Source organism: Knoellia aerolata DSM 18566 (assembly GCF_000768695.1).
Taxonomy (GTDB): Bacteria; Actinomycetota; Actinomycetes; order Actinomycetales; family Dermatophilaceae; genus Knoellia; species Knoellia aerolata.
The window spans coordinates 1-25697 of the sequence record NZ_AVPL01000004.1; the positions used below are offsets into that span (position 1 = coordinate 1).

Here is a 25697-nt window from a genome sequence, read left to right on the forward strand (position 1 = left end):
CAACCGTGGCATCAAGGACGTCCTGATCGTCTGCTGCGACGGCCTGACCGGGTTCCCCGAGGCGATCGAGGCGACCTGGCCCAAGGCCATGGTTCAGACGTGCGTGGTGCACCTCATCCGGGCCTCGATGCGCTTCGTGTCGTACTCGGACCGCAAGGCCGTCGCGGCGCTGCTGCGCCCGATCTACACCGCCGCCGACGAGGACACCGCCCTGGCTGCGCTCGAAGCGTTCGCCGACTCCGCCGCGGGCAAGAAGTACCCGGCCGCGGTCGCCGCCTGGCACAGGGCGTGGGAAAGGTTCACCCCGTTCCTGGCATTCGGGCCGGCGCTGCGCAAGGTCATCTACACCACGAACTCGATCGAGTCCTTGAACTACCAGCTGCGCAAGATCATCAAGAACCGCGGCCACTTCCCCAGCGACGACGCCGTCGTGAAGCTGCTCTGGCTGGCGATCCGCAACATCGAGGACAAACGCGCCCGCGAACGCGCCAAGCAGGCCGGCAAAGGCAAGGACCGGCAATCCATCCCTCGCCTGGTCGAAGGCGCCGCAGTCCACGGCTGGAAAGCTGCCCTGGGCGAACTCGCCCTCGTCTACCCCGACCGCATCAACGCCTACCTCTGACCCAATGACCCTCTCTTACACAGATAAGTTGACAGGCTCCGGGATCGGGCTGCGTGACGGGACCACGCTCAAGTGCCTGACCGGGGTCGATGACCACTCGCGGTTCTGCGTATGCGCGGCCCTGCTGGTCAAGGAACGCACCCAGCTGGTCTGTGACGCCTTCACGGCAGCACTGCGCGCCCACGGGGTGCCCGAACAGGTCCTGACCGACAACGGGAAGGTGTTCACCGGCCGGTTCAACCACCCGCCCACCGAGGTCCTCTTCGACCGGATCTGCCGGGAGAACGGCGTCGAGCACCTGCTGACCAAACCCCGCTCGCCCACCACCACCGGCAAGATCGAGCGGTTCCACCGCACCCTGCGTGCCGAGCTCCTCACCGGCGCCACGTTCACCTCACAGGCCACCGCGCAGCAAGCCCTCGACGAATGGGTCGCCACCTACAACCAGGACCGGCCCCACCAGTCCCTGGACATGGCCACCCCCGCAGAGAAGTTCACCGTCGCCGCGCCCCGGCCTCTACGTGAGCACCCCGACCGCGACGGACCCGACTGGGTCGCCCGCAAGGTCTCCACCGTCGGCGTCGTCTGCGTGTCCTGGCAACAAGTGTCCGTGGGACGTCACCGTGCCGGCGAACGCTGCGACGTCCACGTCGGCCCAGACACCCTCCAGTTCTGGATCGGCAACGAGCTCCTGCGCACCGTCCGCCGCGACAGCACCGGCCCCGTCCGCAACAAAAGACCCCTAGGAGGTGCGCTCACCAAGAAGCACACGACAGACTGAAGATTAGGAGTGTCAAGGATCAACCGGTGTCACACCGTCAGCCATCACCCGAAGGCCTACAGCCCCACTCTGACTGCGGCGTGACTGCCGGACGCCGGCGACAGCGCGAAGGCGGGCCGACCCGGTGTGGGTCGACCCGCCTTCACGCGCGTGCGGAGGTCAGCAGCCCTTGCCGGACTTGCCCTTGCACGGGGTGGTCGTGGTCGTCGCCGCGGTGGTGGTCGTGGCCGTGGTGGTCACAGACGCGAGGTTGAGGCCGTCGACCTTGCGGATCGTGGCGTTGAGGCGCTCGCCCAGGTAGATGGTGCCGTTGTGGACACCGATCGACCAGGCGTAGGTCGGCACGGTGGTCAGGCCCGTCCAGCTGAGGCCGTCCGCGCTGCGGTAGACACCGCCGCGCGAGAGGGCGTAGATGTAGCCGTCACCCGGGACGTCGAAGTCGAGGATGTTCCACTTGGTGGAGGGCAGGACGGTGGTGGTCTTCGTGCCGTCGAACGCGACGACGCCGATCCCGAAGCTCGTGCAGAGGATCCTGCCCTTGAAGACCTCGACCGAGCGCGACTCGACCGTGTTGCAGGGGTTGGCCCCCGGAACGGTCGACCACGAGGTGCCGTTGAAGACGCGCAGAGGCGCGTCCTCCGTGACGCCGTGCGCCTGGAGGTACATCTTGCCGTTGAGCGCAGCGGCCCAGTAGTACCGCTCCTGCCCCAGCTCGACGACGGAGGTGTCCTTGGCCACGAGCGACCAGGAGGCACCGCCGTCGGTGGAGCGGTACGCGGCCGCGCCGCCCTTCGTGCCCACGACGTTCTTCGCCGAACCGACCATCCACAGGTCGGAGCCGTTGAGGCTGGCGACGTCGAAGACGTGCTCGGCGGGGGCCTTGAACTGGTTGGTCCACGTGCCACTGGCGTTGGTGGAGAAGCCCTGGTTGGCGGTCGCGGAGCCGGTCGGGTCGGTCCACGGCGCGTAGAGCTTGCCGTTGATCTTGCGGAAGGTGGTGATCTCCTCGGTCGGAGCCGTGAGGCCCGACTCGGCGAAGGTCCGGGTCACCGGGTCGAAGGTGCTGACCTTCGTCGGTCCGGAGTTGCCGAGGTAGTCACCGTGGCCGACGTAGAACTTGCCGTTGTCCATGGTCAGGCTGCGGATCGTCTTGCCCGACGTGGTCGACTTGGCCAGCGCCTGCGGGCTCACACCGACGATGGAGGTCGGGTAGGTCGGGAGGACGGTGGTGGTGGTCACCGGGGTCGGCGGGGCCGGCTTCTTCGCCTGGGCCGGGGCGGCGGCCAGGCCGCCGACGCAGCCGACGCTGACGGCGGTGGCGGCCAGGGCGGCGAGCAGGGGACGGGTGGACAGGGGGCGGGTACCCATCGTGGGCGCTCCTCGTGAAAGACGCAGGGGGTTGACCCGAACGGGTCAGGCCCTAATAGTCAAGGTGGATCAGAGGTTAGGCAACTCAGAACTCGCAAATGGCTCAAAAGGACTATACGATGCGCCACCTTCACCGACCGGGCTCGGCTGGGCTCGCAGCGGTGCGGGCTCTGCCACCCCGGCGTGTTCCGGATGGTGTCAGCGGTGCTCATGGGGCATGATGAGGCCCACGGTTCACGAGTCCGCTCGTGAGGCGTTTGACAACGGTGCTGACGGCACCTGCACAGCGAGCTGAGCGGCATACCGGACCGGTGCCCTCCGAGAACACGTGCGACGGCGTTGGGGAAGACGTCCCTTGCACGTGAAGGAGGCCAGGATGTCTGTCGCTACGCGACGTGTGTCGACCCGGGGAGTGGTGTTCATCCACTCGGCCCCGGCAGCGCTGTGCCCTCACATCACCTGGGCGCTCGAGTCCGCGACGGGCTCGCGCGTCACCATCGACTGGACCCCGCAGCCCGCTGCGCCGGGCCTGATGCGGGGCGAGTGGTCGTGGATCGGTGAGCAGGGGACCGGTGCCCGCCTCGCGTCCACGCTGCGAGGCTGGCAGGGGATGCGCTACGAGGTGACCGAGGACCCCAGCGCCGGCAGCGACGGCTCACGCTGGTCGCACACCCCGAGCCTGGGGATCCACCACACGGCGACCTCGTCGAGCGGGGACGCCGTCGTGGGCGAGGAGCGCCTCAAGGAGATCCTCATGCTCGCGCAGGGATCGCCCGACGCCATCGAGGAGATGATCGAGGAGGTTCTGGGTACGGAGTGGGACAACGAGCTCGAGGCGTTCCGCTACGCCGGTGACGGCGCTCCGGTGCGCTGGCTGCACCAGGTCGGCTGACCGACCACCACGGACGACACGAGGCCCGCTCCCGTACAGGGGGAGCGGGCCTCGTGCGTGCGCACGAAAGGGTTCGCGAACCTCGACGTGACTCGCGGTCCCGTTCGAACCGGAGCACGAACCACGGGACGGTTCGCGAACCGCTTCGTGCAGTGAGGGAGGGCCTACAGGGGGATGTTGCCGTGGTCCCCGCGGCGCTGCGGGGCGTCCGCGATGGCGCGGGCCAGGGCGGACCGGGTGACGGAGGGCTCGACGATCTCGTCGACGACGCCGATCTCGACCGCGCGGGCCAGGCCGCCGGAGAGACGGTCGTGCTCCTCGGCGAGCTGCTGCTCGACCGCCGCACGCTCGCTGTCGTCGACCTCGGCCAGTCGCCGGCGGTGCAGGATGCGGATCGCGGCGACCGAGCCCATGACGGCGACGTGCGCGGTGGGCCACGCGAAGACGCGGGTGGCGCCGAGCGATCGTGCGTTCATCGCGATGTAGGCGCCGCCGTAGGTCTTGCGGGTCACGAGCGTCACCCGCGGCACGGTCGCCTCGGCGAACGCGTGGAGCAGCTTGGCACCGCGTCGGACGACGCCGTCCCACTCCTGTCCGACGCCGGGAAGGTAGCCCGGGACGTCGACGAGGACGATGAGGGGCACGCCGAAGGCGTCGCACATGCGCACGAACCGCGCGGCCTTCTCGGCCGACGGTGAGTCGAGGCAGCCACCGAGACGCATGGGGTTGTTGGCGATGACGCCGACGGTGCGTCCGCCGAAGCGGCCGAGCTGGGTGACGATGTTCGGGGCCCACCGGGGGTGGAGCTCGACGGAGTCGGCGCCCTTGTCGAGCACGTTGTCGACGAACGGGTGCACGTCGTAGGCGCGCTTGGCCGACTCGGGGAAGGTCTCCTCGAGGTCGAAGTCCGCGACACCGGCGACGTCGAGCGTGCCCTGGTCGGCGAGCAGCGAGGCGAGCTGGCGCCCACGCTCGTAGGCCTGCTCGGTCGAGTCGGTGACGACGTGGACGACACCGCTGCGGCGGCCGTGCGGCTCGGGACCGCCGAGCCGGAGCGCGTCGACGGACTCGCCCGTGACAGAGCGCACGACGTCGGGTCCGGTCACGAAGATCCGGCCGTCGGGGGCGAGGATGACGATGTCGGTGAGCGCGGGCCCGTAGGCCGCACCGCCGGCCGCAGCGCCGATGACGACCGAGATCTGCGGGATCCTGCCCGAGGCCCGGGTCATGATCGCGAAGACCTCACCGACGGCGTGCAGGCTCACCACACCTTCCGGGAGCCGCGCACCTCCGGAGTGCCAGATGCCGACGACCGGTATGCCGTCCGCGAGCGCCCGCTCGTACGCCGTGAGCACGACCTTGCAGCCGGCCACCCCCATGGCTCCGCCCATGATCGTCGCGTCCGAGCAGAACGCGGCGACGGGGGTGCCCTGGCAGGTGCCGACGGCGGCGAGCATGCCGCTGTCGTCCTCGGGGCTGATCAGCTCGACCGAGCCCTCGTCGAAGAAGGCGGCGAGCCGCAGGCGGGGGTTGCGGGGGTCGTTGGCCTTGTCCGGCTTGGGCTTGGTGGCGGCGGACGCGGAGGCGGAGGCCTCGTTGGGCTGGTGGGCCATCAGATGCTCTTCACGGTGAGTGCGACGTTGTGCCCGCCGAACCCGAAGGAGTTGTTGAGCGCGGCGATGTCGCCCTGCGGAAGCTTGCGGTGCTCGCCGCGGACGACGTCGAGGTGGATCGCAGGGTCCATGTCCTCGATGTTGATCGTGGCCGGCGCGATCCGGTGGTGCACCGAGAGGATGGTGAAGAGGCCCTCGAGGGCCCCGGCGGCACCGAGCAGGTGGCCGGTCATCGACTTCGTCCCACTGACGCACATGCCGTCGGTCGCGTCGCCGAAGGCGCGGCGGATCGCGTTGGACTCGGCGACGTCCCCGACGGGCGTCGACGTGGCGTGGGCGTTGATGTGCACGATGTCGGCCGGGGTGAGACCGGCGCGCTCGACCGCCTCGCGCATGGCGCGGCTCGCACCCGCGCCCTCGGGCTCGGGGGCGGTGATGTGGTGCGCGTCGGAGGACATCCCGGCCGCGGCCAGCTCGGCGTAGATGCGGGCGCCGCGGGCCCGCGCGTGCTCCTCGGACTCGAGGACGATGACCGCGGCGCCCTCACCCATGACGAAGCCGTCGCGGCCCGTGTCGTAGGGGCGGGAGGCGTGCTGCGGGTCGTCGTTGCGGGTCGACAGGGCCTGCATCTGCGTGAAGCCGGCGAAGGGCAGCGGGTGGATGGCTGCCTCGGTGCCGCCGGCGACGACGATGTCGGCGCGTCCCAGGCGGATCTGGTCGACCGCGAGGGCCATCGACTCGGCACCGGAGGCGCAGGCCGACACGGCCGTGTGCGCACCGGCGCGCGCGCCGAGGGCGAGCGAGACGTTGCCGCTGCTCGTGTTGGGCATGAGCATCGGGACGGCGAGCGGGAAGACGCGCCGCACGCCCTTCTCGCGCAGGTTGTCCCACTGCGCCAGGAGCGTGTGGACGCCGCCGATGCCGGTGCCGATGGCGACCATGAAGCGCTCGGGGTCGACCTCGGGCGACCCGGCGTCGGCCCAGGCCTCCCGCGAGGCGACCATGGCGTACTGGGCGCTCGGGTCCATCCGGCGGCACTCGACCTTGGTGAGCACCTCCTCGGGGGAGGTGTGGATCGAGGCGGCGAAGGTCACGGGGAGCTCGTACTTCTCGACCCAGTCCGCGGTCAGCGTTCGGGCGCCGGACCGGCCTGCGAGGATCGCGTCCCACGTCTCGGTGATCGTCCCACCGAGAGGGGTGGTGGCTCCGAGACCGGTGACGACGACACGACGTTCGGTGCTCATGTTTCGTTGACTCCTTGCAGAGGACGTGGGGTGGTGACAGGATCCCGGCGCCGCCCCACGTCGGTGGGGCGGCGCCGTCGGATCAGCTCTGGCTGGACTGGATGAACGAGACGGCGTCGCCGACGGTGCGGAGGTTCTTGACCTCGTCGTCGGGGATGCGCACGCCGAACTTCTCCTCGGCGTTGACGACGATGGTCATCATCGACAGCGAGTCGATGTCGAGGTCGTCGGTGAACGCCTTGTCGCTCTGGACGCTCTCCGGGTCGAGCCCGGTCTCCTCGTTGACGATCTCTGCGAGACCCGCGAGGATCTCCTGCTCGCTCTGAGCCATGTTGTGCTCCTTCGTGGTTCGGGCCCGCCCGGTGCGGACCTCTCGTGGTGGTGCGTGGTGCGGTGGCCCTTGGTGACCCGCGGACCGCGGGAGTCTCTAGGGGAGAGTGACGACCTGCGCGGCATACGACAGGCCGGCACCGAAGCCGATCTGCAGGGCGAGGCCGCCGCGGGGTGCCAGGCCCTCCCGGAGCATCCGTTCGGTCGCCAGCGGCACCGAGGCGGCGGAGGTGTTCGCGGAGTCGACGATGTCGCGCGCGACGGCGACGTGCTCGGGCACGCCGAGCTGCTTGCACAGGGCGTCGATGATCCGGGTGTTGGCCTGGTGGGGGATGAAGGCGTCGAGCTGGTCGACCGTCACGCCGGCCACGTCGAGGGCACGCTGCGCGACCGGGGCCATGCTCCACACCGCCCAGCGGAAGACGCGCTGACCCTGCATCCCGATGGTCGGCCAGTCGAGCTTCTGCTCGTGGACGTCGATCCAGCTCTCGTTCTGGGCGATGACGTCCCACTTGTCACCCTCGGAGCCCCAGACGGTCGGGCCGATGCCCGTCGTCTCGGCGGCCGTGACGATGGCCGCCCCGGCTCCGTCACCGAAGATGAAGGCCGTCCCGCGGTCGGTGCGGCTCGTGAAGTCCGAGAGCCGCTCGACGCCGATGACGGCGACGTTGTGGGCGCTGCCGCCGCGGACCATGTCGCTGGCGAGGGCGATCCCGTGGCAGTAGCCGGCGCACGCCGCCGAGATGTCGAAGGCGACCGGCTTGTCCATGCCCATCCGGTCCGCGAGCTGGGGGGCGGCGGCCGGGGTCTGGTAGGGGTGGGTCACGGTCGCGAGGATGACGGCGTCGACGTCGCCGGCCTCGAGCCCGGCCATCGCGAGGGCGTCGCGGGTGGCGGCCTCGGACATGTCGATGATGCTCTCGCCCTCGCCGGCGAAGTGCCGGGTCTTGATGCCGGAGCGCTCCTGGATCCACTCGTCGGAGGAGTCGATCGCCTCGATGAGCTCGGAGTTGGGGACGACGCGTCGGGGGCGGTAGGCACCGATGCCGGCGATCCGGGCGTGGGCGGTGCCGCTGGGGGGTGTGATGGAGACGGACACCGGCTCAGCCTTCCTGGGGGTGCAGACGGAGGATCGGCTGGCCGGGGGAGACGGGGTCGCCGTCCTCGACGAGCCACTCGACGACGCGACCGCCATGCGGGGCGACGACCTCGTAGGTGTCGCGCAGGGTGCCGACGGTGGCGACGACGCTGCCGGTCTCGACGGCCGTGCCGACCTCGCTGTGGGTGAACGAGACCATGCCCTTGGCGGGGCTGATGACGAGGCGCCACGTCGGGTCCTGGGCCACGCCCGAGGAGACGCCGTGCTCCTTGACCATGCGGTGCGCCTGCTCGAGGTCGTCGGGGGACTTCAGTGCGAGGATCTCGACGTCCTTGAGGACGCGCTTGGCGAGACCGGCGAGCGTGCCCGCGGGCGGGACCTCGATGATGCCGGTGACGCCGAGCTGCGCGAAGGTCTCCATCGTGAGGTCCCAGCGCACCGGGTTGCTCACCTGGCTGACGAGCCGGCCGAGCACGTCGCGGCCGCTGTGCACGACCGCTCCGTCGCGGTTGGACACGAGGGGGACGCGGGCGTCGTGGGTGGACATCGCCTTGGCGTAGCCGGACAGCACGTCGACGGCCGGCGCCATGTGCTCGGTGTGGAACGCGCCGGCGACCTTGAGCGGGATGACGCGGGCCCTGGCCGGGGGAGCGGCGCTCAGCGCGGCGAGCTGGTCCATGGTGCCGGCGGCGACGACCTGCCCGGCGCCGTTGATGTTGGCCGGCGTGAGGCCGTGCGAGCTGATGGCGGCGGCCACCTCGTCGGGGTCGCCGCCGACGACGGCGCTCATCCCGGTCGGCTGCACCGCGCTGGCCTCGGCCATGGCCCGTCCGCGCTCTCGGACGAAGACCATCGCCTGCTCAGCCGAGATGACGCCACCGGCCGCGGCGGCGGTGATCTCGCCGACCGAGTGCCCGGCGCCGGCACCGACGAGACGGAAGCCGTCCGCCGGGTGCTCGAACAGGGCGAGCAGCGAGACGAGACCGGAGGCGACGATCAACGGCTGGGCGACCGCCGTGTCCGTGATGGTTGCCTCGTCCGACTCGGTGCCGTGCCGGAGGAGGTCCATGCCGGCCACGGCGGAGAGCCAGCCGAGCCGTTCGCGGACGCCGGGGATGGCGAGCCAGGGGGTGAGGAAACCGGGGGTCTGGGAGCCCTGTCCAGGGCACACGATGACGAGCACCCCTTCAGCGTCGCCGCGCGAGGGCACTTCCGGCGAGACGGAGCCAGACGATTCTCTCGACGCAGATTTGGAGGGTTCCTACAACGCCTGTCTCGGAACCCGAGTGACCCGGGTCGACGGCTCGGGGGCTACCCGCCCGTACGCCAGGGCGAGCCGGACGGTCTGCGCGTCGTGCGGGTCGGTGAGGTCGTAGCCGATGCTGTCGGCGATCTTGCCGAGCCGGTAGCGGACCGTGTTGGTGTGCACGAAGAGCTCGCGGGCCGTGCCCTCGAGCCCCAGGCCGCCGTCGAGGTAGGCGGCCGCGGTCTCGAGCAGGTTGCCCCCGCCGCTCGCGGCCAGCGGCGCGTACACCCTCGCCACGAGCATCGCCCGCGCCGGCAGGTCCCCGAGCAGGGCACGCTCCGCCAGGAGGTCGTCGCTGAGCACCGGGCGGGGGGACATCGGCCAGGCCGGCGCGGCGGCGTGGCCGGACAGCGCCGCACGAGCACTGCGCCCCGCGGCATACAGGTGGGGGACGACCGGGCCGACGACGAGCGGGCCCTCACCGAAGCACTCCCCGAGCGCCGACGCCGTCTCGAGCGGGTCGGCGACCTGGCCGGTGATGCAGACCACCCGGCGCCCGTGGATGGCGATGAGCACCTCGACACCGAGGCGTTTGGCCTCGCGGTGCAGGCGGTCCACGACCTGGGCGGGCCCCAGCTCGGGCGTGGAGCCGACGATGACGCACACGTCGGTCGTCGTGCCCCAGCCGAGCGCGGACGCCCGCGACTGCATCGAGTCGTCGGCCTCGCCACGGATGACGGCGTCGACGACGAGGGCCTCGAGGCGGGCGTCCCACGCACCGCGGGCCTCTGCGGCGTGGGCGTAGACCTCGGCGGCGGAGAACGCGATCTCGCGGCTGTAGCGCAGCACCGCCTCGCGCACCTTGACCTCGTCGCCGCGGGCCGCGAGACCGCTCGACTCGCGCTCGACGACGTCGACGACGGTGCGGACGAGGTCGAGGGTCTGGCCGAGGCTGATCGAGCGGGTCAGCTCGCGCGGCGCCGTGCCGAAGACGTCGGCCGTGACATGCGCGCGGTCCTGGCTCCCGGTGAACCACTCGATGAACGAGCGGATGCCGGCCTGCGCCACGAGCCCGACCCACGAGCGCTCCTCGGCGGGCAGCGCGCGGTACCACGCGTGCTGCGTCTCCATCTGCTGCACGGCTGCCGCGCCGAGGTCGCCGGCGGCGCGCTCGAACCGGCGTCGGGTCGCCGCCGAGGGGCGGTTGCGGGAGGTGGCCACCGGAGGAGTCTATTTGTATGCCGTGCACAACCGACGGTGTGCATCGTGCGTCGCGTGGTGGCTCAGGCCTGCCAGCCGAGCAGCTGCTCACCGAGTGTCAGGGCGAGCAGCCAGACGACGACCGCGACCACCGGCAGGACGAGGACGACCCACGGCCGCCGCGTGAACCAGCGGACCGCGCACACGGCGAGGGCGGCCCAGAGCAGCAGCAGCAGGATGATCGCCCACAGGGGCGCGGCGAGCCCCGACGAGACGTAGAAGGGCAGCACCGCGACGAGCCCGAGGACACCGACCGACGCGGCCGCGCGCTCGAGGATCTGACGTCCGTCCACGGTCCCAGCATCCACCCCCGAGCCGCCTCGTGTGCCTCAGCGCGAGGTATTCCTCGCGCTGAGGCACACGAGGCGGCGGGGTCGTCGTCAGTCCGTGCCGGACTCCATGGCGGCCCGGTCCAGGGCGTCGACGTCGGGGCCGTGGTCGACCGGGTTGTCGGTGATCCGGTCGTACCCGCCGGCAGGCAGGTCGCCGAAGAGCGTGCCGTTCTCGACGAGCAGCTGCCCCTGGTCGACGGGCTGGCTCGCGTAGAGCTCGAGCTTGGACCGGCTGTCGGCGATGTCGAGGTTGCGCATGGTCAGCTGGCCGATCCGGTCCAGGGGCCCGAACGCCGCGTTCTCGACCCGCTCCATGGACAGCTTGTCCGGGTGGTAGCTGAAGTTCTCGCCCCGGGTGTCGATGATCGAGTAGTCGTCCCCGCGCCGCAGCCGCAGGGTGACCTCGCCGGTGACGACCGAGGCGATCCAGCGCTGGATCGCCTCCCGCATCATGAGCGACTGCGGGTCGAGCCACCGACCCTCGTAGAGCAGCCGGCCGAGGCGGCGACCCTCGGCGTGGTAGTTCGCGATCGTGTCCTCGTTGTGGACGGCGTTGAGGAGCCGCTCGTAGGCGATGTGGAGCAGCGCCATGCCCGGGGCCTCGTAGATCCCCCGCGACTTCGCCTCGATGATGCGGTTCTCGATCTGGTCGGACATGCCGAGGCCGTGCCGACCGCCGATGGTGTTGGCCTTGTCGACGAGGGCAACGGGGTCGAGGTCCTCACCGTTGACGGCGACCGGGCGCCCCTGGACGAAACGGATGCGCACGTCCTCCGGCTCGATGACGACCGAGGGGTCCCAGTGCTTGACGCCCATGATCGGCTCGACGACCTCCATCGACTCGTCGAGGTGCTCGAGCGTCTTCGCCTCGTGGGTGGCGCCCCAGATGTTGGCGTCGGTGGAGTAGGCCTTCTCGGTGCTGGACCGGTAGGGGAGGTCGCGCGCCGTCAGCCACTCGCTCATCTCGTGCCGGCCACCGAGCTCGCTGACGAAGGCCGCGTCGAGCCACGGCTTGTAGATGCGCAGCCCCGGGTTGGCCAGCAGCCCGTACCGGTAGAAGCGCTCGATGTCGTTGCCCTTGAAGGTCGACCCGTCGCCCCAGATCGACACGTCGTCGGCCTGCATGGCCCGCACGAGCAGGGTGCCCGTGACGGCGCGCCCCAGGGGAGTGGTGTTGAAGTAGGTCCGGCCACCGCTGCGGATGTGGAAGGCACCACAGGCCAGGGCCGACAGCCCCTCCTCGACGAGGGCGCTCCGGCAGTCGACGAGGCGGGCCAGCTCGGCGCCGTACTCCCCGGCACGGTCGGGCACGGTGTCGATCTCCGGCTCGTCGTACTGGCCGAGGTCCGCGGTGTACGTGCAGGGAACGGCCCCTCGCTCCCGCATCCAGGCGACGGCGACGGAGGTGTCGAGACCTCCGGAGAAGGCGATGCCGACGCGCTCGCCGACGGGCAGGGAAGTGAGTACCTTGGACACGAGTGCAAGACTATACAGAGTGGCGCATAACCACAAATTCGAGCGGGGCGAGGGAGCCAGACGTTCCTGCACGGCCTTCCTCACCCGCTGGGCGCACAACCTCTCGTCACCTGTTGTGGTGCCGCCCCCGCTGTGGTTGGTTGACGGAGGGAGCGTCCTCAGCGGGAGCGGCGCCCGCGGAAGGCGGCCGTCATGCTCGAACCCCTCGTCCGAACCCCGCGGCCCCGCCGCACGCTCGGCCGCCTCGCCCTCGTGGCGACGCTCGCTGCCGCACTGACGGTCACCGGGGCCGCGACGTCGACCGCGGCGCCGCCGGACGACCATCCCTTCGGCACGAACGTGCTCGTCTTCGACCCGAGCATGCCGACGGCGCAGATTCAGGCGCACGTCGACGCCATCCATGCCCAGCAGGTCGACGCGGAGATGGGTGACGCACGCTGGAGCCTCCTGTTCAAGCCCGGCACCTATGGCACGGCGGCGCAGCCGCTGCAGGTCAAGGTGGGCTACTACACCGAGGTCGCGGGCCTCGGTGCCTCACCGGGCGACGTGACGATCAACGGCAAGGTCGAGGTCTACAACCGCTGTCTCGACGCCGGGGGGACGCAGAACTGCATCGCCCTCAACAACTTCTGGCGCAGCCTGTCGAACCTCACCATCGCCGTGAGCTCGGTCGGTCAGGACGGCTGCCGGTCCTCGGCGAACTTCTGGGCAGTGTCCCAGGCGTCCTCGATGCGTCGGGTGCACGTCACCGGCGCCAACCTGTCGCTCATGGACTACTGCACCGCAGGACCGCAGTTCGCGAGCGGCGGGTTCATCGCCGACTCCGCCCTGCCCTTCGTCATCAACGGCTCGCAGCAGCAGTGGATCACCCGCAACAGCGCCGTGGCCGGATGGAGCAACGGCGTCTGGAACCAGGTCTTCTCGGGTGTCGACGGCGCACCGAGCGAGGACGGCTTCCCGACCCCGCCCTACACGACGCTCGCGACCACACCGCTGAGCCGTGAGAAGCCCTACCTCCACGTCGACGGGTCCGGTGCGTGGCAGGTTCGTGTCCCCTCCGCTGGCGCCGAGACGCGCGGCACGACGTGGTCCGACGGACTCACCCCCGGCCGCACCATCCCGCTGACGGACTTCCACGTCGCGACTCCGGCGGACTCCGCCCGGACGCTCAACACGCAGCTCGCCCGCGGCAAGCACCTGCTGCTCACCCCGGGCCTCTACGACATCGACCGCACCCTCGACGTGCGCCGCGCGGGCACGGTCGTGCTCGGCATGGGCCAGGCGACGCTCACCTCCGTCGGGGGAGCGACCCCCCTGCGGGTCGCGGACCGTGCGGGCACCGTCATCGCCGGCGTGACCATCGACGCCGGGAAGGTCGAGTCCGAATCCCTCATGACCGTCGGCCCGAGCCGCGGCACGCCCCCCGACGGGGCGGGCAAGCGCTCCTCCGCTGCGGACCCGCTCACGCTGAGTGACGTCTACTTCCGGGTCGGCGGGCCGCACGTCGGCCGCACCGAGGTCGCGCTCGAGATCCTCAGCGACCACGTCCTCGTCGACCACACCTGGGTGTGGCGCGCCGACCACGGGATCGAGGGCTTCACCGAGGGCGTCAACGGCGACACCGACCGCTGGCGCACCAACACCGCACGGAACGGGCTGGTCGTGGACGGTGACGACGTGACGGCCACGGGGCTGTTCGTCGAGCACTTCCAGGAGCACAACACGATCTGGAACGGTGAACGAGGGGTGGTCGTGCTCTACCAGAACGAGCTGCCGTACGACCCGCCGACCCAGGCCGACTGGCAGCGACCGGACGGCACCCTGGGATGGACCGGCTTCCTCGTGAGCCCCGACGTGCGGACGCACCGCCTGTTCGGCGGTGGCTCCTACGTGTTCAACCAGAACAACCCCGCGATCGTCACCGAACGCGGCTTCGAGGCGCCGCGGACCCCGGGCGTGACCCTCCACCACCTCCTCACCGTCAACCTCGGGGCCGGCACGATCCGGCACGTCGTCAACGACGTCGGGGACCAGGTGGACAACACGCGGACCGGTGTCCCGGCCTACGTCGTCGACCACCCGTGACGTGCCCCTGACAGATGTCATGGTGAGGTCGTGTCTCCCGGCACTGTCGTCGCACCCCCGCGGCGACCGAACCTTGAGGCATGACCCACCACGACAGTCCCGCCGTCGAGCTGACGGCCCTCACCAAGTCCTTCCCGGGCCGCGCCGGAGCCGTCCAGGCGGTGCGCGGCATCGACCTCACGGTCGACCGCGGCGAGGTCGTCGCGTTCCTCGGGCCCAACGGCGCCGGTAAGACGACGACCCTCGACCTCGTGCTCGGCCTCACGTCCCCGACGTCCGGCGGCGTCCGCGTCCTGGGGCAGTCGCCACGCGACGCGGTCCGGGCCGGTCGGGTCTCCGCGGTCCTGCAGACCGGCGGGCTCCTGCGTGACCTCACCGTGCGCGAGACCGTGGAGCTCATCGCGAGCACGTATGCCGTGCACGCACCGGTCGACGACGTGCTGCGGCGCGCGAACCTCACCACGGTCACGAGCCGCAAGGTCTCGAAGTGCTCCGGCGGCGAGCAGCAGCGCCTGCGTTTCGCCCTCGCCCTCCTGCCCGACCCCGAGCTGCTCATCCTCGACGAGCCGACGGCCGGCATGGACGTCTCCGCGCGCCACACCTTCTGGGACTCGATGCACGCCGAGGCGGCGGCCGGCCGCACCATCCTCTTCGCGACCCACTACCTCGAGGAGGCCGACTCCTTCGCCGGTCGCATCGTCCTGGTGGCGGGCGGGAGGGTCGTGGCGGACGGCCCCACGGACGTCATCCGCGGCCGGGCCCTGGGTCGCACCGTGGCGGCCCGCCTCGACCTCGACCTCGTCGACGCGGCCGTCAGCCACCTGCGTTCCCTCGCGGCGGTGCACGAGGTCCGGGTCGACCGCGACCGCCTCACCGTGACGACGTCGGACTCCGACGCCGTGGCCCGTGCCCTGCTCAACGGCCTCGCGGCACGAGACCTCGAGGTCACCACGGGCTCGCTCGAGTCCGCCTTCCTCGCCCTCACGGGCACCACCGACACCGCCTCCGAAGGAGCAGCAGCATGACCGCCACGACCATGACCTCACCCGACCGCCGACCCGGTCCCGGCCGCGCCACCCCGGAGCTCGGCACCACGCGACGCGAGGCGAGGTCGCGAGGGGAGCGGACGGCATACGTGCGCCTCGAGCTGCGACGGACGGTGCGCGACCTCGTCACGATGTTCTTCGTCGTGGGGCTGCCCGCGTTCATGTACGTCCTCTTCGGTGCCAGCGCTGGCTACTCGCAGGAGAACGCCGGCAACGGCAACGTCGCCCTCTACGTGATGATCTCGATGGCGGCCTACGGCGCCGTCACCGCGACCGTCGGCATCGGTGGGACGGCGGCGGTCGAGCGGATGCAGGGCTGGGGACGCCAGCTCGGGCTCACGCCGCTGAGGGACGGGACGTACGTCGCGACCAAGGCCGTCGTGGCCCTCGTCGTGGCCGCCCTGCCGATCCTCGTCGTCTACGTCCTGGGGGTGCTCACGGGCGCCGAGGGCACGGCGACGGCCTGGCTCGGGAGCGCGGCGATCCTCGTGGTGGGAGCCGTGATGTTCGCGCTCTACGGACTGGTCTTCGGGCTGGCGTTCCGGTCCGAGTCGGCCGTCACGGCGGCGGGGGGCTCGCTCGTGGTCCTGGGCTTCCTCGGCAACATCTTCTTCCCGCTGAGCGGCATCCTGCTCGACATCGCCCGGTTCACGCCGCTCTACGGGTACGTCTCGCTGGCGCGCTACCCACTGACCGAGGGGCACGTCGTCGACAGCCAGGGCGGCCTCGTCCACGAGGCGCTGTGGATGTCAGTGACTAACGTTGCGGTGTGGACGGGAATCTTCGCGGTGCTCGCGACCTGGCTCGTGCGCCGCAGCCGCGGCCGGCAGTGAGCGCCCACGCCTCGGCGCAGCCCTCCCCACCGCTGCAGGTCCACCCCTGGCAGCGGTGGGGCTGGGTCATGGGTGGGGTGTGGCTGGTCTTCCTCGCGTTCCCCATCGCCGGTGTCGTCGACAGTGGTGAGAGCCGGCCACGCATCATCGCCGGGGTCGCCCTCTACGTCGTCTTCGCCGGTGTCTACATCCGGGGGTTCCGCGCCATGTCGCGGGCCGTCTCCCGTGCCGACGTGGTGCGACGGGGCGTCGCACACCTCGTCGCGCTCACCCTCATCTGCGTGATGATCCACCTGCTCGTGGGGTCGGCGTCGGTCGGCGGTGGTCCGTACCTCGTCGCGCTCGCGATGTTCGTCCTGCCGATGTGGGCGGCGGTGGGCGTGACCGTGGTGGTCCTGCTCGTCACGACCTGGCTCACGACGGTGTCCAGCGAGCTGGCGGACACCTGGTACCTGTCGGGTGTCGTCCTGCTCGTGGCCGTCGTCACCGCTGTCGTCCGGACGATCGAGCGACGCGGCCTGTTGCACGACGAGCTGGCCGCGGAGCTCACGGTGTCGGCCGAGCGGGACCGGCTGGCGCGCGACGTCCACGACGTCATCGGTCACACCCTCACGGCCATGAGCCTCAAGGCCGACGTCGCCGAGCGGCTCCTCGACACCGATCCGGAGCGCGCGCGTCAGGAGATCGCCGAGGTCGGCGTGCTCAGCCGCCAGGCTCTCGCCGAGGTGCGCGCCGCGGTCGGCGGCATCCGCTCGGCCCGGCTCGACGACGAGATCGCCTCCGCGGAGCGGGTGCTCGCGTCCGCCGGCATCGCCGCCGACATGCCCAAGGACCTCTCGGTGGTCGACCCGCGCCACCGCGTCGTGCTGGCGTGGGTGCTCCGGGAGGCCGTCACCAACGTCGTGCGCCACAGCGACGCGTCCGTGTGCCGTGTGGTCCTGGGCCCGGCGTCGCTCACCGTCGAGGACGACGGTCGCGGGCCCTCCGGTCTGCGTGAGGGCAACGGGCTGCGCGGTGTGCGCGAGCGGGTCGACGCCGCCGGTGGTGCGCTGCGGGTCAGCGACGCGTCACCCGGCACGCGGCTCGTGGTCACGCTGTGATCCGGCTCCTCGTGGCCGACGACCAGGCCCTCGTCCGCGGCGCCATCGTCACCCTCCTCGGGCTCGAGCCGGACCTCGACGTCGTCGCCGAGGCGGGTCGCGGAGACGAGGTGCTCGAGGTCCTGCGCCGCCACGAGATCGACGTCGCCCTGCTCGATGTCGAGATGCCGGGGCTCGACGGGATCGAGGTGTGCCGGGCGATGACGGCCGCGGGCGTGCCGACCCGTGCCCTCATCGTCACGACCTTCGGTCGGCCCGGGTTCGTGCGGCGGGCGCTCGAGGCGGGCGCCGGCGGGTTCGTCGTCAAGGACACGCCGGCGTCGGAGCTCGCCGACGCCGTCCGCCGGGTGCACGCGGGGGAGCGCGTCGTGGACGGCGCCCTCGCCGCGGAGTCGCTCATCGAGGGGCCGAACCCGCTCACGCCGCGCGAGCAGGACGTGCTCCGGGCGGCGCTCACCGGCGCCCCGGTCTCGGTCGTCGCGGCTGCGGTGCACCTGTCCGAGGGGACGGTGCGCAACCACCTGTCGTCGGCGATGGCCAAGACCGGGACGGCGACCCGGGCCGAGGCGGCCAACCACGCCCGGGACCGCGGGTGGCTCTGACCGGCATACCCCCGTTGGCGTCCGCAACCCTGGTCGGTATCCCGACCAGGGTTGCGGACGCAGGGGTGACGTGACCGGCGGGTCACCCCACCGGGGTCAGGAGTCCCCGCCCTCGTTGCCGCTCGTGCCGGCGCGGACGTCGAGCAGGTCGTACTTCTCGGCCGCCTTCGTCGGGACGTCCGCGGCCACCTCGCCGCGCGCCGCGAGCACCTGGAGGGTGCGCACCGCGAGCGAGGGTCCATCGACGTGGAAGAAGCGTCGCGCCGCCGGACGGGTGTCGGCGAAGCCGAAGCCGTCGGTGCCGAGCGAGTGGAACTCGCCGGGGACGTACTGGGCGATCTGGTCGGGCACCGCCCGCATGTAGTCCGACGTCGCGAGGACCGGGCCATCGGCGTCCTGGAGGCGCTGTGTCACGTAGGGGACGCGCACCTCGTTCTCCGGGTGGAGGAAGGCCTCCTCGTCGCAGGAGAGCCCGTCGCGGCGCAGCTCGCCCCACGACGTCACCGACCAGACGTCGGCCGCGACCCCCCAGTGGTCGGCGAGCAGGCGCTGGGCCTCGAGGGCCCACGGCACGCCGACCCCCGAGGCGAGCAGCTGGGCGCGGGGGGGCTGGTGGGTCCAGCCCTCCGTCTCGGCCTTGTTGAGGAGGTACAGGCCGCGCAGGATGCCCTCGCCGTCCACGTCCTCGGGCTCGGCCGGCTGCACGTTGGGCTCGTTGTAGACGGTGATGTAGTAGATGAGGTTCTCGGGGTCGTCGCCGTACATGCGCCGCAGGCCCTCGCGCATGATGTGGCCGATCTCGTAGCCGAAGGCGGGGTCGTAGGCGAGCACCGCAGGGTTGGTCGACGCCAGCAGCGGCGAGTGCCCGTCGGCGTGCTGCGTGCCCTCACCGGTGAGGGTCGTCCGGCCGGCCGTGGCGCCGATGAGGAAGCCACGGGTCAGCTGGTCGGCCGCCGCCCAGATCCCGTCGCCGGTGCGCTGGAACCCGAACATCGAGTAGAAGACGTAGATCGGGATCATCGGCTCGCCGTGCGTCGAGTAGCTCGTGCCGGCGGCGGTGAAGGCCGCCACCGACCCGGCCTCGTTGATGCCCGCGTGGAGGATCTGCCCCGACACCGACTCGCGGTAGCTGAGCATGAGGTCGTGGTCCACCGGCGTGTAGTTCTGGCCGTGCGGGTTGTAGATCTTCAACGTCGGGAAGAACGAGTCCATCCCGAAGGTGCGGGCCTCGTCGGGGATGATCGGCACGACGCGCTTGCCGAACTCCTTGTCGCGCATGAGGTCCTTGAGCAGCCGGACGAACGCCATCGTCGTCGCGATGGTCTGCTTGCCGGAGCCCTTGCGCACCTGCTTGTAGGCGTCGTCCCCGGGCAGTGACAGCTGGGTGTACTTGCTGCGGCGCTGGGGGATCGAGCCGCCGAGGACGCGACGCCGCTCGAGCATGTACTCGAGGGTGGGATCGGTCTCTCCGGGGTGGAAGTACGGCGGCTGGTACGGGTTGTCGTCGATCTGCTTGTCCGTGATGGGCAGGCGCAGGACGTCGCGGAACGTCTTGAGGTCGTCGACGGTCATCTTCTTCATCTGGTGCGTCGCGTTGCGACCGGCGAAGTGGCTGCCGAGGGCGTAGCCCTTGATGGTGTGCGCGAGGATCACGGTCGGCTGGCCGGTGTGGTTGACCGCCGCCTGGTAGCCGGCGAAGACCTTGCGGTAGTCGTGCCCACCGCGCTGGAGGTCGTGCCAGATCTGGTCGTCGGTGAGTCCCTCGACCATCTTGCGGGTGCGGGGGTCCCGTCCGAAGAAGTGCTCGCGGACGTAGGCGCCGTCGTTGGCCCGGAACGTCTGGTAGTCACCGTCGGTCGTCGTGTTCATGATGTGCTTGAGGGCGTGGTCGCGGTCGGCGGCCAGCAGCGGGTCCCACCCGCGTCCCCAGATGACCTTGACGACGTTCCAGCCGGCGCCCCGGAAGAACGCCTCGAGCTCCTGGATGATCTTGCCGTTGCCGCGCACCGGGCCGTCGAGGCGCTGGAGGTTGCAGTTGACGACGAAGGTGAGGTTGTCGAGCTCCTCGTTGGCCGCGAGCTGGAGCAGCCCGCGCGACTCCGGCTCGTCCATCTCGCCGTCGCCGAGGAAGGCCCACACCCGCTGGTCGGAGGTGTCCTTGAGCCCGCGGTTGTGCAGGTACTTGTTGAACTGGGCCTGGTAGATCGCGTTCATCGGGCCGATGCCCATCGACACCGTCGGGAACTGCCAGTAGTCCGGCATCATCCGCGGGTGCGGGTAGGACGACAGCGCGCGGATCTTCCCGTCGACGATGTGGCTCTTCTCCTGGCGGAAGCCGTCCAGGTCGGTCTCGCCGAGGTGGCCCTCGAGGAAGCTCCGGGCGTACATGCCGGGGGAGGCGTGGCCCTGGTAGAAGATCTGGTCGCCGCCGCCGGGGTGGTCCAGGCCGCGGAAGAAGTGGTTCATGCCCACCTCGTACAGCGTGGCCGCGGAGGCGTAGGTGGAGATGTGCCCCCCGACCGAGACCCCGGGTCGCTGCGCGCGGTGCACCATGACGGCCGCGTTCCAGCGGATCCACCGGCGGTACTGGCGCTCGACGTCCTCGTCACCCGGGAACCAGGGTTCCTGCTCCTGGTCGATGCTGTTGACGTAGTCCGTCGCCGTGAGTGACGGGACACCGATCTGGTTCTCGCGGGCCTTCTCGAGCAGCCGCAGCATGACGTAGCGGGCACGCTGGCGCCCACCGTCGTCGATCAGCTGGTCGAGCGAGTCCAACCACTCCGAGGTCTCCTCGGGGTCGATGTCGGTGAGGCTGCTCGGGAGGCCATTGAGGATCGGGCCGGCTTCCTCGCGAAACGTCACGACGGTGTCCCTTCTCTTGCGTCCACGACCGGTGAGGTCGACTCGCTCCATCCTGTCACTGGGGAGTGGCCGTCGTCACACGCGGGTCGGCTGGCAGGCTGGGGGCCATGACGACGGACGTGGACCCCGCACCGACGGGGGCGGACCCCGACGCCGTGACCCTGCGAGGGGACGAGCTTCCCTGGCGGAGCGTCAGCCCCGCGCTGCGCACCGTGCGGCTCATCACCCTCTTCGCGTGGCTCACGCCGTTCGTCGTCGTCCTCGCCGTCCTCGCCGTCGTCGTCTCACCGTGGTTCTGGGTCGGGGCGGGCGTGCTCGCCGCGCTGGTCGCATGGGGTGCGTGGCTCATCGTCCGGCAGGTCTCGGCGATCACGTGGATCGAGCTGCCCGACGAGATCGTCATCCGCAAGGGCCGCCTCTTCCGCTCGCTCGTGAGCATCCCGTACGGCCGCCTCCAGTACATCGACGTCGAGTCCGGGCCGTTGATGCGCTCGCGAGGCATCGCGTCATGCGAGTTCCACACCGCCTCACCGGAGAGCGGTGGCACCCTGCCCGGGCTGCCGACGGAGGAGGCCGAGGCCCTGCGCGGTCGCCTGGCCGCTCGCGGCGAGGCCCAGCGAGCCGGACTGTGACCGAGCCCGACGCCACCCCCGCGCCGCCGCCACGACGCGAGCTCGCCCTGCACGAGTGGCAGCACCTGCACCCGCTCTCACCCGTCCTGCGCGGCGGCCTCGTCGGCGTGGCCGTCCTCGGGTACGCCGCGTCCCAGTTCGTCGACGACCTCTTCCTCGGGCTGGGCGGGGGAGAGCGCGAGCGGGACCCGGACGACGGCACCGACCAGGGCCTGCGTGAGGGGCTGGGCTTCCTCTTCGACCACTCGCTCGTGGCCAGTGCCGTGGTGGTGGCCGTCCTCGGCCTCATCGGCCTCGTCGGCTGGCTCACCTGGCGCTTCTCCAAGTTCCGCGTCGCGGACGGGCAGATCGAGTTCCGCAAGGGCTGGCTGTTCCGGGAGCACCGGCAGGTCCCGCTCGAGCGCGTCCAGGCCATCGAGATCAGCCGGCCCCTGCTCGCCCAGCTGACCGGGCTCTCGCAGGTCATCGTCCAGTCGGCGGGTGGAGGGGACTCCCACCTCAAGCTGGCCTTCCTCGGCGCCGCCCGCGCCGACGAGGTGCGACGTGAGCTGCTGGTCCTCGCCGGACGCCGGGACGAGGCGGGGCGCGCCGACGTGGGCCGCGCCGACGCCGGTGGTGACGGTGTTCCCCGTGGTGACGGCTCGGCCGCCGGCCCGCTGGCCGGGGGCGTGGGCGACGTCGACGGCGGCCGCGAGGTCCTCCGGGTCCCGAACTCTCGCCTCTTCGTCGCGACGATCCTGCACGGCGGCACGATCGTCCTCGGTGCCCTCGCGCTCCTCGCCGGCACCATCGCCCTCGCGACCTACGGCTCCTCCGTCAGGGTGCTCACCGGTGTCGTCATCGCGCTGCCCGCCCTCGGGCCCCTCGCCTTCGGTCTCGCCGTCAACCGGGTCGGTGAGCTGCTCAAGCACGGGAACTTCCGGCTGGCCGACACCGGCACCGCGGCCCGGATCCAGCACGGGCTCACCGACAAGCGCACGACGACGATCCCGCTGCACCGCATCCAGGCCGTCGGGATGGTCCAGCCGATGTGGTGGCGGCCGTTCGGCTGGTGGCGGGTCAAGGTCAACGTCGCGGGGATCGCCCACGACGGCACGGGCAGCTCCGACAACGAGACGACCGTGCTCCCGGTGGGGACGCTCGAGCAGGCGCTCGCCGTCCTCACCCTCCTCGACCCGGCCCTGTCCGAAGCCGACCTGCGCAGCGCTGCGCTCGGCGACGGTGTCGACGGTGGGTGGACGCTCGTCTCCGAGCGGGCCAGGAGGCTCGACCCGCTGAGCTGGCAGCGCTCCGGGTTCGCCGTCTCGGAGCACTCGCTCATGGTGCGCACCGGCCGGCTGTGGCGGCGGGTCTCCGTCATGCCGCACGCTCGGGTCCAGTCGCTCAGCCTGGCGCAGGGACCCCTCGAACGTCGGCTCGACCTCGTCACCGTGGCGCTCGTGTCCACGCCCGGCCCGGTCGACGTGAGCATCCACCACCTCGCGTCCGCGACGGCCACCCGGCTCCTCCGCGACGAGGCGAGCCGGGCCCGTGCGGCACGGGCAATCTCGCGAAGCGCTTGCACCGAACCCGAAGTTCCTAGTCAACTAGTGCCCCCAGCCCGAACCGACGAGAGGTAACCCGACCGTGAACACCCCTGCACCACCGCCCGCCGACCCGGGGGCGGACGGCCCGGCCGGCGTCGAACGCCTCGGGTTCGCCGCCGAGCAGATCGTGCAGGAGTTCGGCTGGGCCGAGGACGTCGACGACGCCTTCCGCTTCGCCGTCGAGGACGTCATCGGCTCCGACCTCGAGGACGAGGACTACACCGGCGAGACCGACGCCGTCCTCCTGTGGTGGCGAGCCCAGGACGGTGACCTCACCGACGCCCTCGTCGACCTCGTCGTCGTGCTCGGGGAGGCCGGCTTCGTCCTGGCCCTCACCCCCAAGGGCCGCGACGACGGCGCCGTCGACCCCGCCGAGATCGACGAGGCGTCGACCACCGCCGGGCTCCACGCGGCCGGCTCCTTCAACGCCTCGCCACGCTGGCGGGCCACCAAGCTCGTCGCCCCCAAGACACGCCGCTGACAGGGGGTTGGGGCAGACTGCACGCCATGACGGACACCTCGGCCGGGCTCCCCGTGGGGACACGTGCGCCCTCGTTCAGCCTGCGTGACCAGAACGGTGCCGAGGTCGCACTGGCGGACCACCTCGGGCAGCGTCACGTGCTGCTCGTCTTCTACCCGTGGGCCTTCTCGGGGATCTGCACCGGGGAGCTGACCGAGATCCGCGACGACCTCGGCCGGTTCGTGACCGAGGACGTCCAGGTCGTCACGGTCTCGTGCGACGCGATGTTCTCGCTGCGGGCCTATGCCGACCGCGACGGCTACTTCTTCCCGCTCCTGTCCGACTTCTGGCCCCACGGCGAGGTCGCCCGCGCCTACGGCGTCTTCGACGAGGAGGCCGGGGTCGCCCGCCGCGGCACGTTCCTCATCGACCCCGACGGGGTCATCCGGTGGTCCCTCGTCAGCGGCATCGGTGAGCGGCGGGACTTCAGCGGCTACCACGACGCCCTCGCCCGCGCCTGACCCTCCCTGACAGAATGGGCGCCCCGTCGCGGCCCGCCGCCGCGTCAGGGCCTGTAGCTCAGTTGGTAGAGCACCGCGTTTACACCGCGGGTGTCGTCGGTTCGAGGCCGGCCGGGCCCACATGACTGTTCTCCTGCGGGACGTCGTCGACGTCCTCGAACGCCTCTACCCGACGACGACCGCCCAGTCCTGGGACCAGGTGGGACTCGTCACGGGCGACCCCGAGCAGCCCGTGGAGCGGGTGCTGCTCGCGCTCGACCCCACCCTGGCCGTCATCGAGGAGGCGCGGGAGAGGCACGCGGACCTGCTCCTCACGCACCACCCCCTGCTCCTGCGCGGCGTCCACTCGGTCGCGACGACGACGGCGAAGGGGGCGAGCGTGACCCGGCTCGTCGTCGGCGACATCGCGCTCTACGTCGCCCACACCAACGCCGACGTCGCGGCCGTGGGCGTCTGCGAGGCACTCGCGACCGCTGCCGGGCTGACCGACACCCGGCCGTTGGTCATGGTCGAGGACCAGCCGCTCGGCCGCGTGGGCCGGCTCGCCGCGCCGACGACGCTGGGCGAGTTCGCGACCGCCCTGCAGGCCGCCCTGCCCCGGGCCGCGGGTGGCCTGCGCGTCGCGGGCCCGGCGGAGGCGACGGTCGAGACGGTGGCGGTCCTCGGTGGCTCGGGCGACGACCAGTTCGAGGCCGTCCGCGTCTCGGGCGCCGACGTCTACGTCACGGCGGACCTGCGCCACCACCCCGCGCTCGAGGCCCGCGAGGAGTCGCGCGGCGGCCCGCCGTTCCTCGTCGACGCGGGCCACTGGTCGAGCGAGGCGGTGTGGCTGCCGACCGTGCGGGACGCCCTCGCCCGTGCGCTTAGGGTGGACATCGACATCAGCACAGTGCGCACCGACCCGTGGACCTTCACGGTCGGGGCGGAGAACCTCGGAGGTATGCCGTGAAAGCGGACCCAGCGCGTCAGTCCAAGCTGCTCGACCTCCAGACCATCGACACCCGGCTGTCGCAGATCGAGCACGCCCGCAAGACCCTCCCGCAGCACGCCGAGATCGCCGACCTCGAGGGCAAGGCCCAGGTCCTCGACGACCAGCTCGTGCGCTCGCGCACCGAGCTCGGCGACGTGCAGCGCGAGCTCTCCAAGGCGGACTCGGACGTCCAGCAGGTCCGGGACCGGGTGACCCGCGACCAGCAGCGGCTCGACTCCGGTGTCGGCACCGCCAAGGACCTCACCGCGATCCAGCACGAGCTCGAGTCCCTCGGTCGCCGGCAGTCCGCCCTCGAGGACGTCGAGCTCGAGGTGATGGAGCGCGCCGAGGCCATCCAGAACGACGTGCGCGAGCTCGAGCGTGGCCGCGGCGAGCTGACCGAGCGCCTCAGTGCGCTCGAGTCCGCGCGCGACGACCGGCTCGCCGAGCTCGACGGTGACGCGGCCAACATCGTCGCGCCCCGGACCCGCACGGTCGAGCTCGTCGGCGACGACCTCGTGGCCCTCTACGACAAGATCCGCGCCACGAGCGGGACGGGTGCGGCACCCCTGCGCCAGCGACGCTGCGGCGGCTGCCAGCTCGAGCTCAACCCGGTCGAGCTGGCCCGGATCAAGGCGGCCCCGGAGGACGAGGTCATCCGCTGCGAGGAGTGCCGCCGGATCCTCGTGCGCCTGCCCGAGTCCGGTCTCTGAACGGCTCCTGACGACCCGGCCGCC

General features: G+C 71.3%; 23 protein-coding genes, 1 tRNA gene and 1 pseudogene. 15 read left to right on the plus strand and 10 right to left on the minus strand.

Annotated elements, in window-relative coordinates; translation table 11 throughout:
• Together N801_RS02860 and N801_RS02865 are read left to right on the plus strand one after the other, a co-directional pair.
• On the plus strand, positions 1-622 hold a 622-nt coding region (locus tag N801_RS02860; RefSeq protein WP_035932647.1), incomplete at its 5' end, for an IS256 family transposase.
• Between the two features lies 1 nt (position 623).
• A pseudogene (locus tag N801_RS02865) lies at positions 624-1403 on the plus strand (integrase core domain-containing protein); the annotation flags it as partial.
• 159 nt (positions 1404-1562) lie between these two features.
• Here N801_RS02865 and N801_RS02870 read toward each other — a convergent pair.
• Positions 1563-2771 (minus strand): WD40/YVTN/BNR-like repeat-containing protein, encoded by a 1209-nt coding sequence (locus N801_RS02870; RefSeq protein WP_035932649.1) that lies wholly within the window; start codon positions 2769-2771, stop codon positions 1563-1565.
• 376 nt (positions 2772-3147) lie between these two features.
• On the opposite strand from N801_RS02870, the gene N801_RS02875 reads away from it, so the two are divergent.
• The gene (locus N801_RS02875) at positions 3148-3663 is read left to right on the plus strand and encodes a DUF3145 domain-containing protein (RefSeq protein WP_035932651.1); all 516 of its coding nucleotides are present in this window, start codon (positions 3148-3150) and stop codon (positions 3661-3663) included.
• A 164-nt stretch (positions 3664-3827) separates the two neighbouring features.
• Here N801_RS02875 and N801_RS02880 read toward each other — a convergent pair whose 3' ends face one another.
• From N801_RS02880 to argG, 8 genes are all read right to left on the minus strand, one after another.
• Positions 3828-5276 carry an acyl-CoA carboxylase subunit beta gene (locus N801_RS02880; RefSeq protein ID WP_035932655.1) on the minus strand — a complete coding sequence of 483 codons (1449 nt, stop codon included), beginning with the start codon at positions 5274-5276 and terminating at the stop codon, positions 3828-3830.
• On the minus strand, positions 5276-6520 hold the full coding sequence (gene fabF / locus N801_RS02885; protein WP_035932657.1) for a beta-ketoacyl-ACP synthase II: 1245 nt from the start codon (positions 6518-6520) through the stop codon (positions 5276-5278). The genes N801_RS02880 and fabF overlap by 1 nt, the downstream gene beginning before the upstream one ends.
• A gap of 82 nt (positions 6521-6602) precedes the next feature.
• Complete coding sequence (locus N801_RS02890; protein ID WP_035932658.1) at positions 6603-6851, minus strand: acyl carrier protein; 249 nt, start codon at positions 6849-6851, stop codon at positions 6603-6605.
• 96 nt (positions 6852-6947) lie between these two features.
• Positions 6948-7949, minus strand: a complete 1002-nt coding sequence (locus N801_RS02895; RefSeq protein WP_035932660.1) for a beta-ketoacyl-ACP synthase III — start codon at positions 7947-7949, stop codon at positions 6948-6950.
• Positions 7950-7953: 4 nt separating this feature from the next.
• Positions 7954-9132, minus strand: coding sequence for an acyltransferase domain-containing protein (locus tag N801_RS02900; protein WP_035932662.1), 1179 nt, complete (start codon positions 9130-9132; stop codon positions 7954-7956).
• 78 nt (positions 9133-9210) lie between these two features.
• Positions 9211-10416, minus strand: coding sequence for a PucR family transcriptional regulator (locus N801_RS02905; protein ID WP_035932664.1), 1206 nt, complete (start codon positions 10414-10416; stop codon positions 9211-9213).
• Positions 10417-10478: 62 nt separating this feature from the next.
• Positions 10479-10748 carry a hypothetical protein gene (locus tag N801_RS02910; protein WP_035932666.1) on the minus strand — a complete coding sequence of 90 codons (270 nt, stop codon included), beginning with the start codon at positions 10746-10748 and terminating at the stop codon, positions 10479-10481.
• 87 nt (positions 10749-10835) lie between these two features.
• Positions 10836-12263 carry an argininosuccinate synthase gene (argG, locus tag N801_RS02915; protein ID WP_035932668.1) on the minus strand — a complete coding sequence of 476 codons (1428 nt, stop codon included), beginning with the start codon at positions 12261-12263 and terminating at the stop codon, positions 10836-10838.
• A gap of 192 nt (positions 12264-12455) precedes the next feature.
• Between argG and N801_RS02920 the strand changes: the two genes are divergently transcribed.
• The 5 genes from N801_RS02920 to N801_RS02940 all read left to right on the plus strand — a co-directional run bounded on the left by N801_RS02920 (position 12456) and on the right by N801_RS02940 (position 17929).
• Positions 12456-14348, plus strand: coding sequence for a pectate lyase-like domain-containing protein (locus N801_RS02920; protein WP_035932670.1), 1893 nt, complete (start codon positions 12456-12458; stop codon positions 14346-14348).
• A gap of 80 nt (positions 14349-14428) precedes the next feature.
• Positions 14429-15373 carry an ABC transporter ATP-binding protein gene (locus N801_RS02925; RefSeq protein ID WP_035932671.1) on the plus strand — a complete coding sequence of 315 codons (945 nt, stop codon included), beginning with the start codon at positions 14429-14431 and terminating at the stop codon, positions 15371-15373.
• Positions 15370-16227 (plus strand): ABC transporter permease, encoded by an 858-nt coding sequence (locus N801_RS02930; RefSeq protein ID WP_245618183.1) that lies wholly within the window; start codon positions 15370-15372, stop codon positions 16225-16227. Before N801_RS02925 ends, N801_RS02930 begins: the two co-directional genes overlap by 4 nt.
• Complete coding sequence (locus N801_RS02935; protein ID WP_156996431.1) at positions 16224-17327, plus strand: sensor histidine kinase; 1104 nt, start codon at positions 16224-16226, stop codon at positions 17325-17327. Before N801_RS02930 ends, N801_RS02935 begins: the two co-directional genes overlap by 4 nt.
• Positions 17324-17929, plus strand: coding sequence for a response regulator transcription factor (locus tag N801_RS02940; protein ID WP_035932673.1), 606 nt, complete (start codon positions 17324-17326; stop codon positions 17927-17929). Before N801_RS02935 ends, N801_RS02940 begins: the two co-directional genes overlap by 4 nt.
• Positions 17930-18025: 96 nt before the next feature.
• Here the strand turns inward: N801_RS02940 and aceE are convergent, their stop codons facing one another.
• The gene (aceE, locus tag N801_RS02945) at positions 18026-20791 is read right to left on the minus strand and encodes a pyruvate dehydrogenase (acetyl-transferring), homodimeric type (RefSeq protein ID WP_035932843.1); all 2766 of its coding nucleotides are present in this window, start codon (positions 20789-20791) and stop codon (positions 18026-18028) included.
• Positions 20792-20898: 107 nt separating this feature from the next.
• Here aceE and N801_RS02950 point away from each other — a divergent pair, with 107 nt between their 5' ends.
• The 7 genes from N801_RS02950 (at position 20899) to N801_RS02980 (ending at position 25673) form a co-directional block, all read left to right on the plus strand.
• On the plus strand, positions 20899-21423 hold the full coding sequence (locus tag N801_RS02950; protein ID WP_035932848.1) for a PH domain-containing protein: 525 nt from the start codon (positions 20899-20901) through the stop codon (positions 21421-21423).
• On the plus strand, positions 21420-23042 hold the full coding sequence (locus N801_RS02955; RefSeq protein WP_035932675.1) for a PH domain-containing protein: 1623 nt from the start codon (positions 21420-21422) through the stop codon (positions 23040-23042). The genes N801_RS02950 and N801_RS02955 overlap by 4 nt, the downstream gene beginning before the upstream one ends.
• A gap of 7 nt (positions 23043-23049) precedes the next feature.
• Positions 23050-23490: a DUF3052 domain-containing protein gene (locus N801_RS02960; RefSeq protein WP_035932678.1), complete on the plus strand. Its 441-nt coding sequence runs from the start codon at positions 23050-23052 to the stop codon at positions 23488-23490.
• 26 nt (positions 23491-23516) lie between these two features.
• Entirely contained in the window at positions 23517-23990 is a 474-nt protein-coding gene (locus N801_RS02965; RefSeq protein WP_035932679.1) for a peroxiredoxin, read from the plus strand.
• A gap of 47 nt (positions 23991-24037) precedes the next feature.
• A tRNA-Val gene (locus N801_RS02970) sits at positions 24038-24110 on the plus strand.
• Between the two features lies 1 nt (position 24111).
• On the plus strand, positions 24112-24939 hold the full coding sequence (locus N801_RS02975) for a Nif3-like dinuclear metal center hexameric protein (RefSeq protein ID WP_035932680.1): 828 nt from the start codon (positions 24112-24114) through the stop codon (positions 24937-24939).
• Complete coding sequence (locus N801_RS02980) at positions 24936-25673, plus strand: zinc ribbon domain-containing protein (RefSeq protein ID WP_035932682.1); 738 nt, start codon at positions 24936-24938, stop codon at positions 25671-25673. Before N801_RS02975 ends, N801_RS02980 begins: the two co-directional genes overlap by 4 nt.
• Positions 25674-25697 lie beyond the last annotated feature (24 nt).

Excerpts from the sequence above, each read along its gene's own strand:
- N801_RS02950 (WP_035932848.1), top strand. The coding sequence starts at position 20,899 with ATGACGACGGACGTGGACCCCGCACCGACGGGGGCGGACCCCGACGCC.
- N801_RS02875 (WP_035932651.1), top strand. The coding sequence starts at position 3,148 with ATGTCTGTCGCTACGCGACGTGTGTCGACCCGGGGAGTGGTGTTCATC.
- N801_RS02920 (WP_035932670.1), top strand. The coding sequence starts at position 12,456 with ATGCTCGAACCCCTCGTCCGAACCCCGCGGCCCCGCCGCACGCTCGGC.
- N801_RS02975 (WP_035932680.1), top strand. The coding sequence starts at position 24,112 with ATGACTGTTCTCCTGCGGGACGTCGTCGACGTCCTCGAACGCCTCTAC.
- fabF (WP_035932657.1), bottom strand. The coding sequence starts at position 6,520 with ATGAGCACCGAACGTCGTGTCGTCGTCACCGGTCTCGGAGCCACCACC.
- N801_RS02890 (WP_035932658.1), bottom strand. The coding sequence starts at position 6,851 with ATGGCTCAGAGCGAGCAGGAGATCCTCGCGGGTCTCGCAGAGATCGTC.
- N801_RS02880 (WP_035932655.1), bottom strand. The coding sequence starts at position 5,276 with ATGGCCCACCAGCCCAACGAGGCCTCCGCCTCCGCGTCCGCCGCCACC.
- N801_RS02965 (WP_035932679.1), top strand. The coding sequence starts at position 23,517 with ATGACGGACACCTCGGCCGGGCTCCCCGTGGGGACACGTGCGCCCTCG.
- N801_RS02925 (WP_035932671.1), top strand. The coding sequence starts at position 14,429 with ATGACCCACCACGACAGTCCCGCCGTCGAGCTGACGGCCCTCACCAAG.
- N801_RS02870 (WP_035932649.1), bottom strand. The coding sequence starts at position 2,771 with ATGGGTACCCGCCCCCTGTCCACCCGTCCCCTGCTCGCCGCCCTGGCC.
- N801_RS02930 (WP_245618183.1), top strand. The coding sequence starts at position 15,370 with ATGACCGCCACGACCATGACCTCACCCGACCGCCGACCCGGTCCCGGC.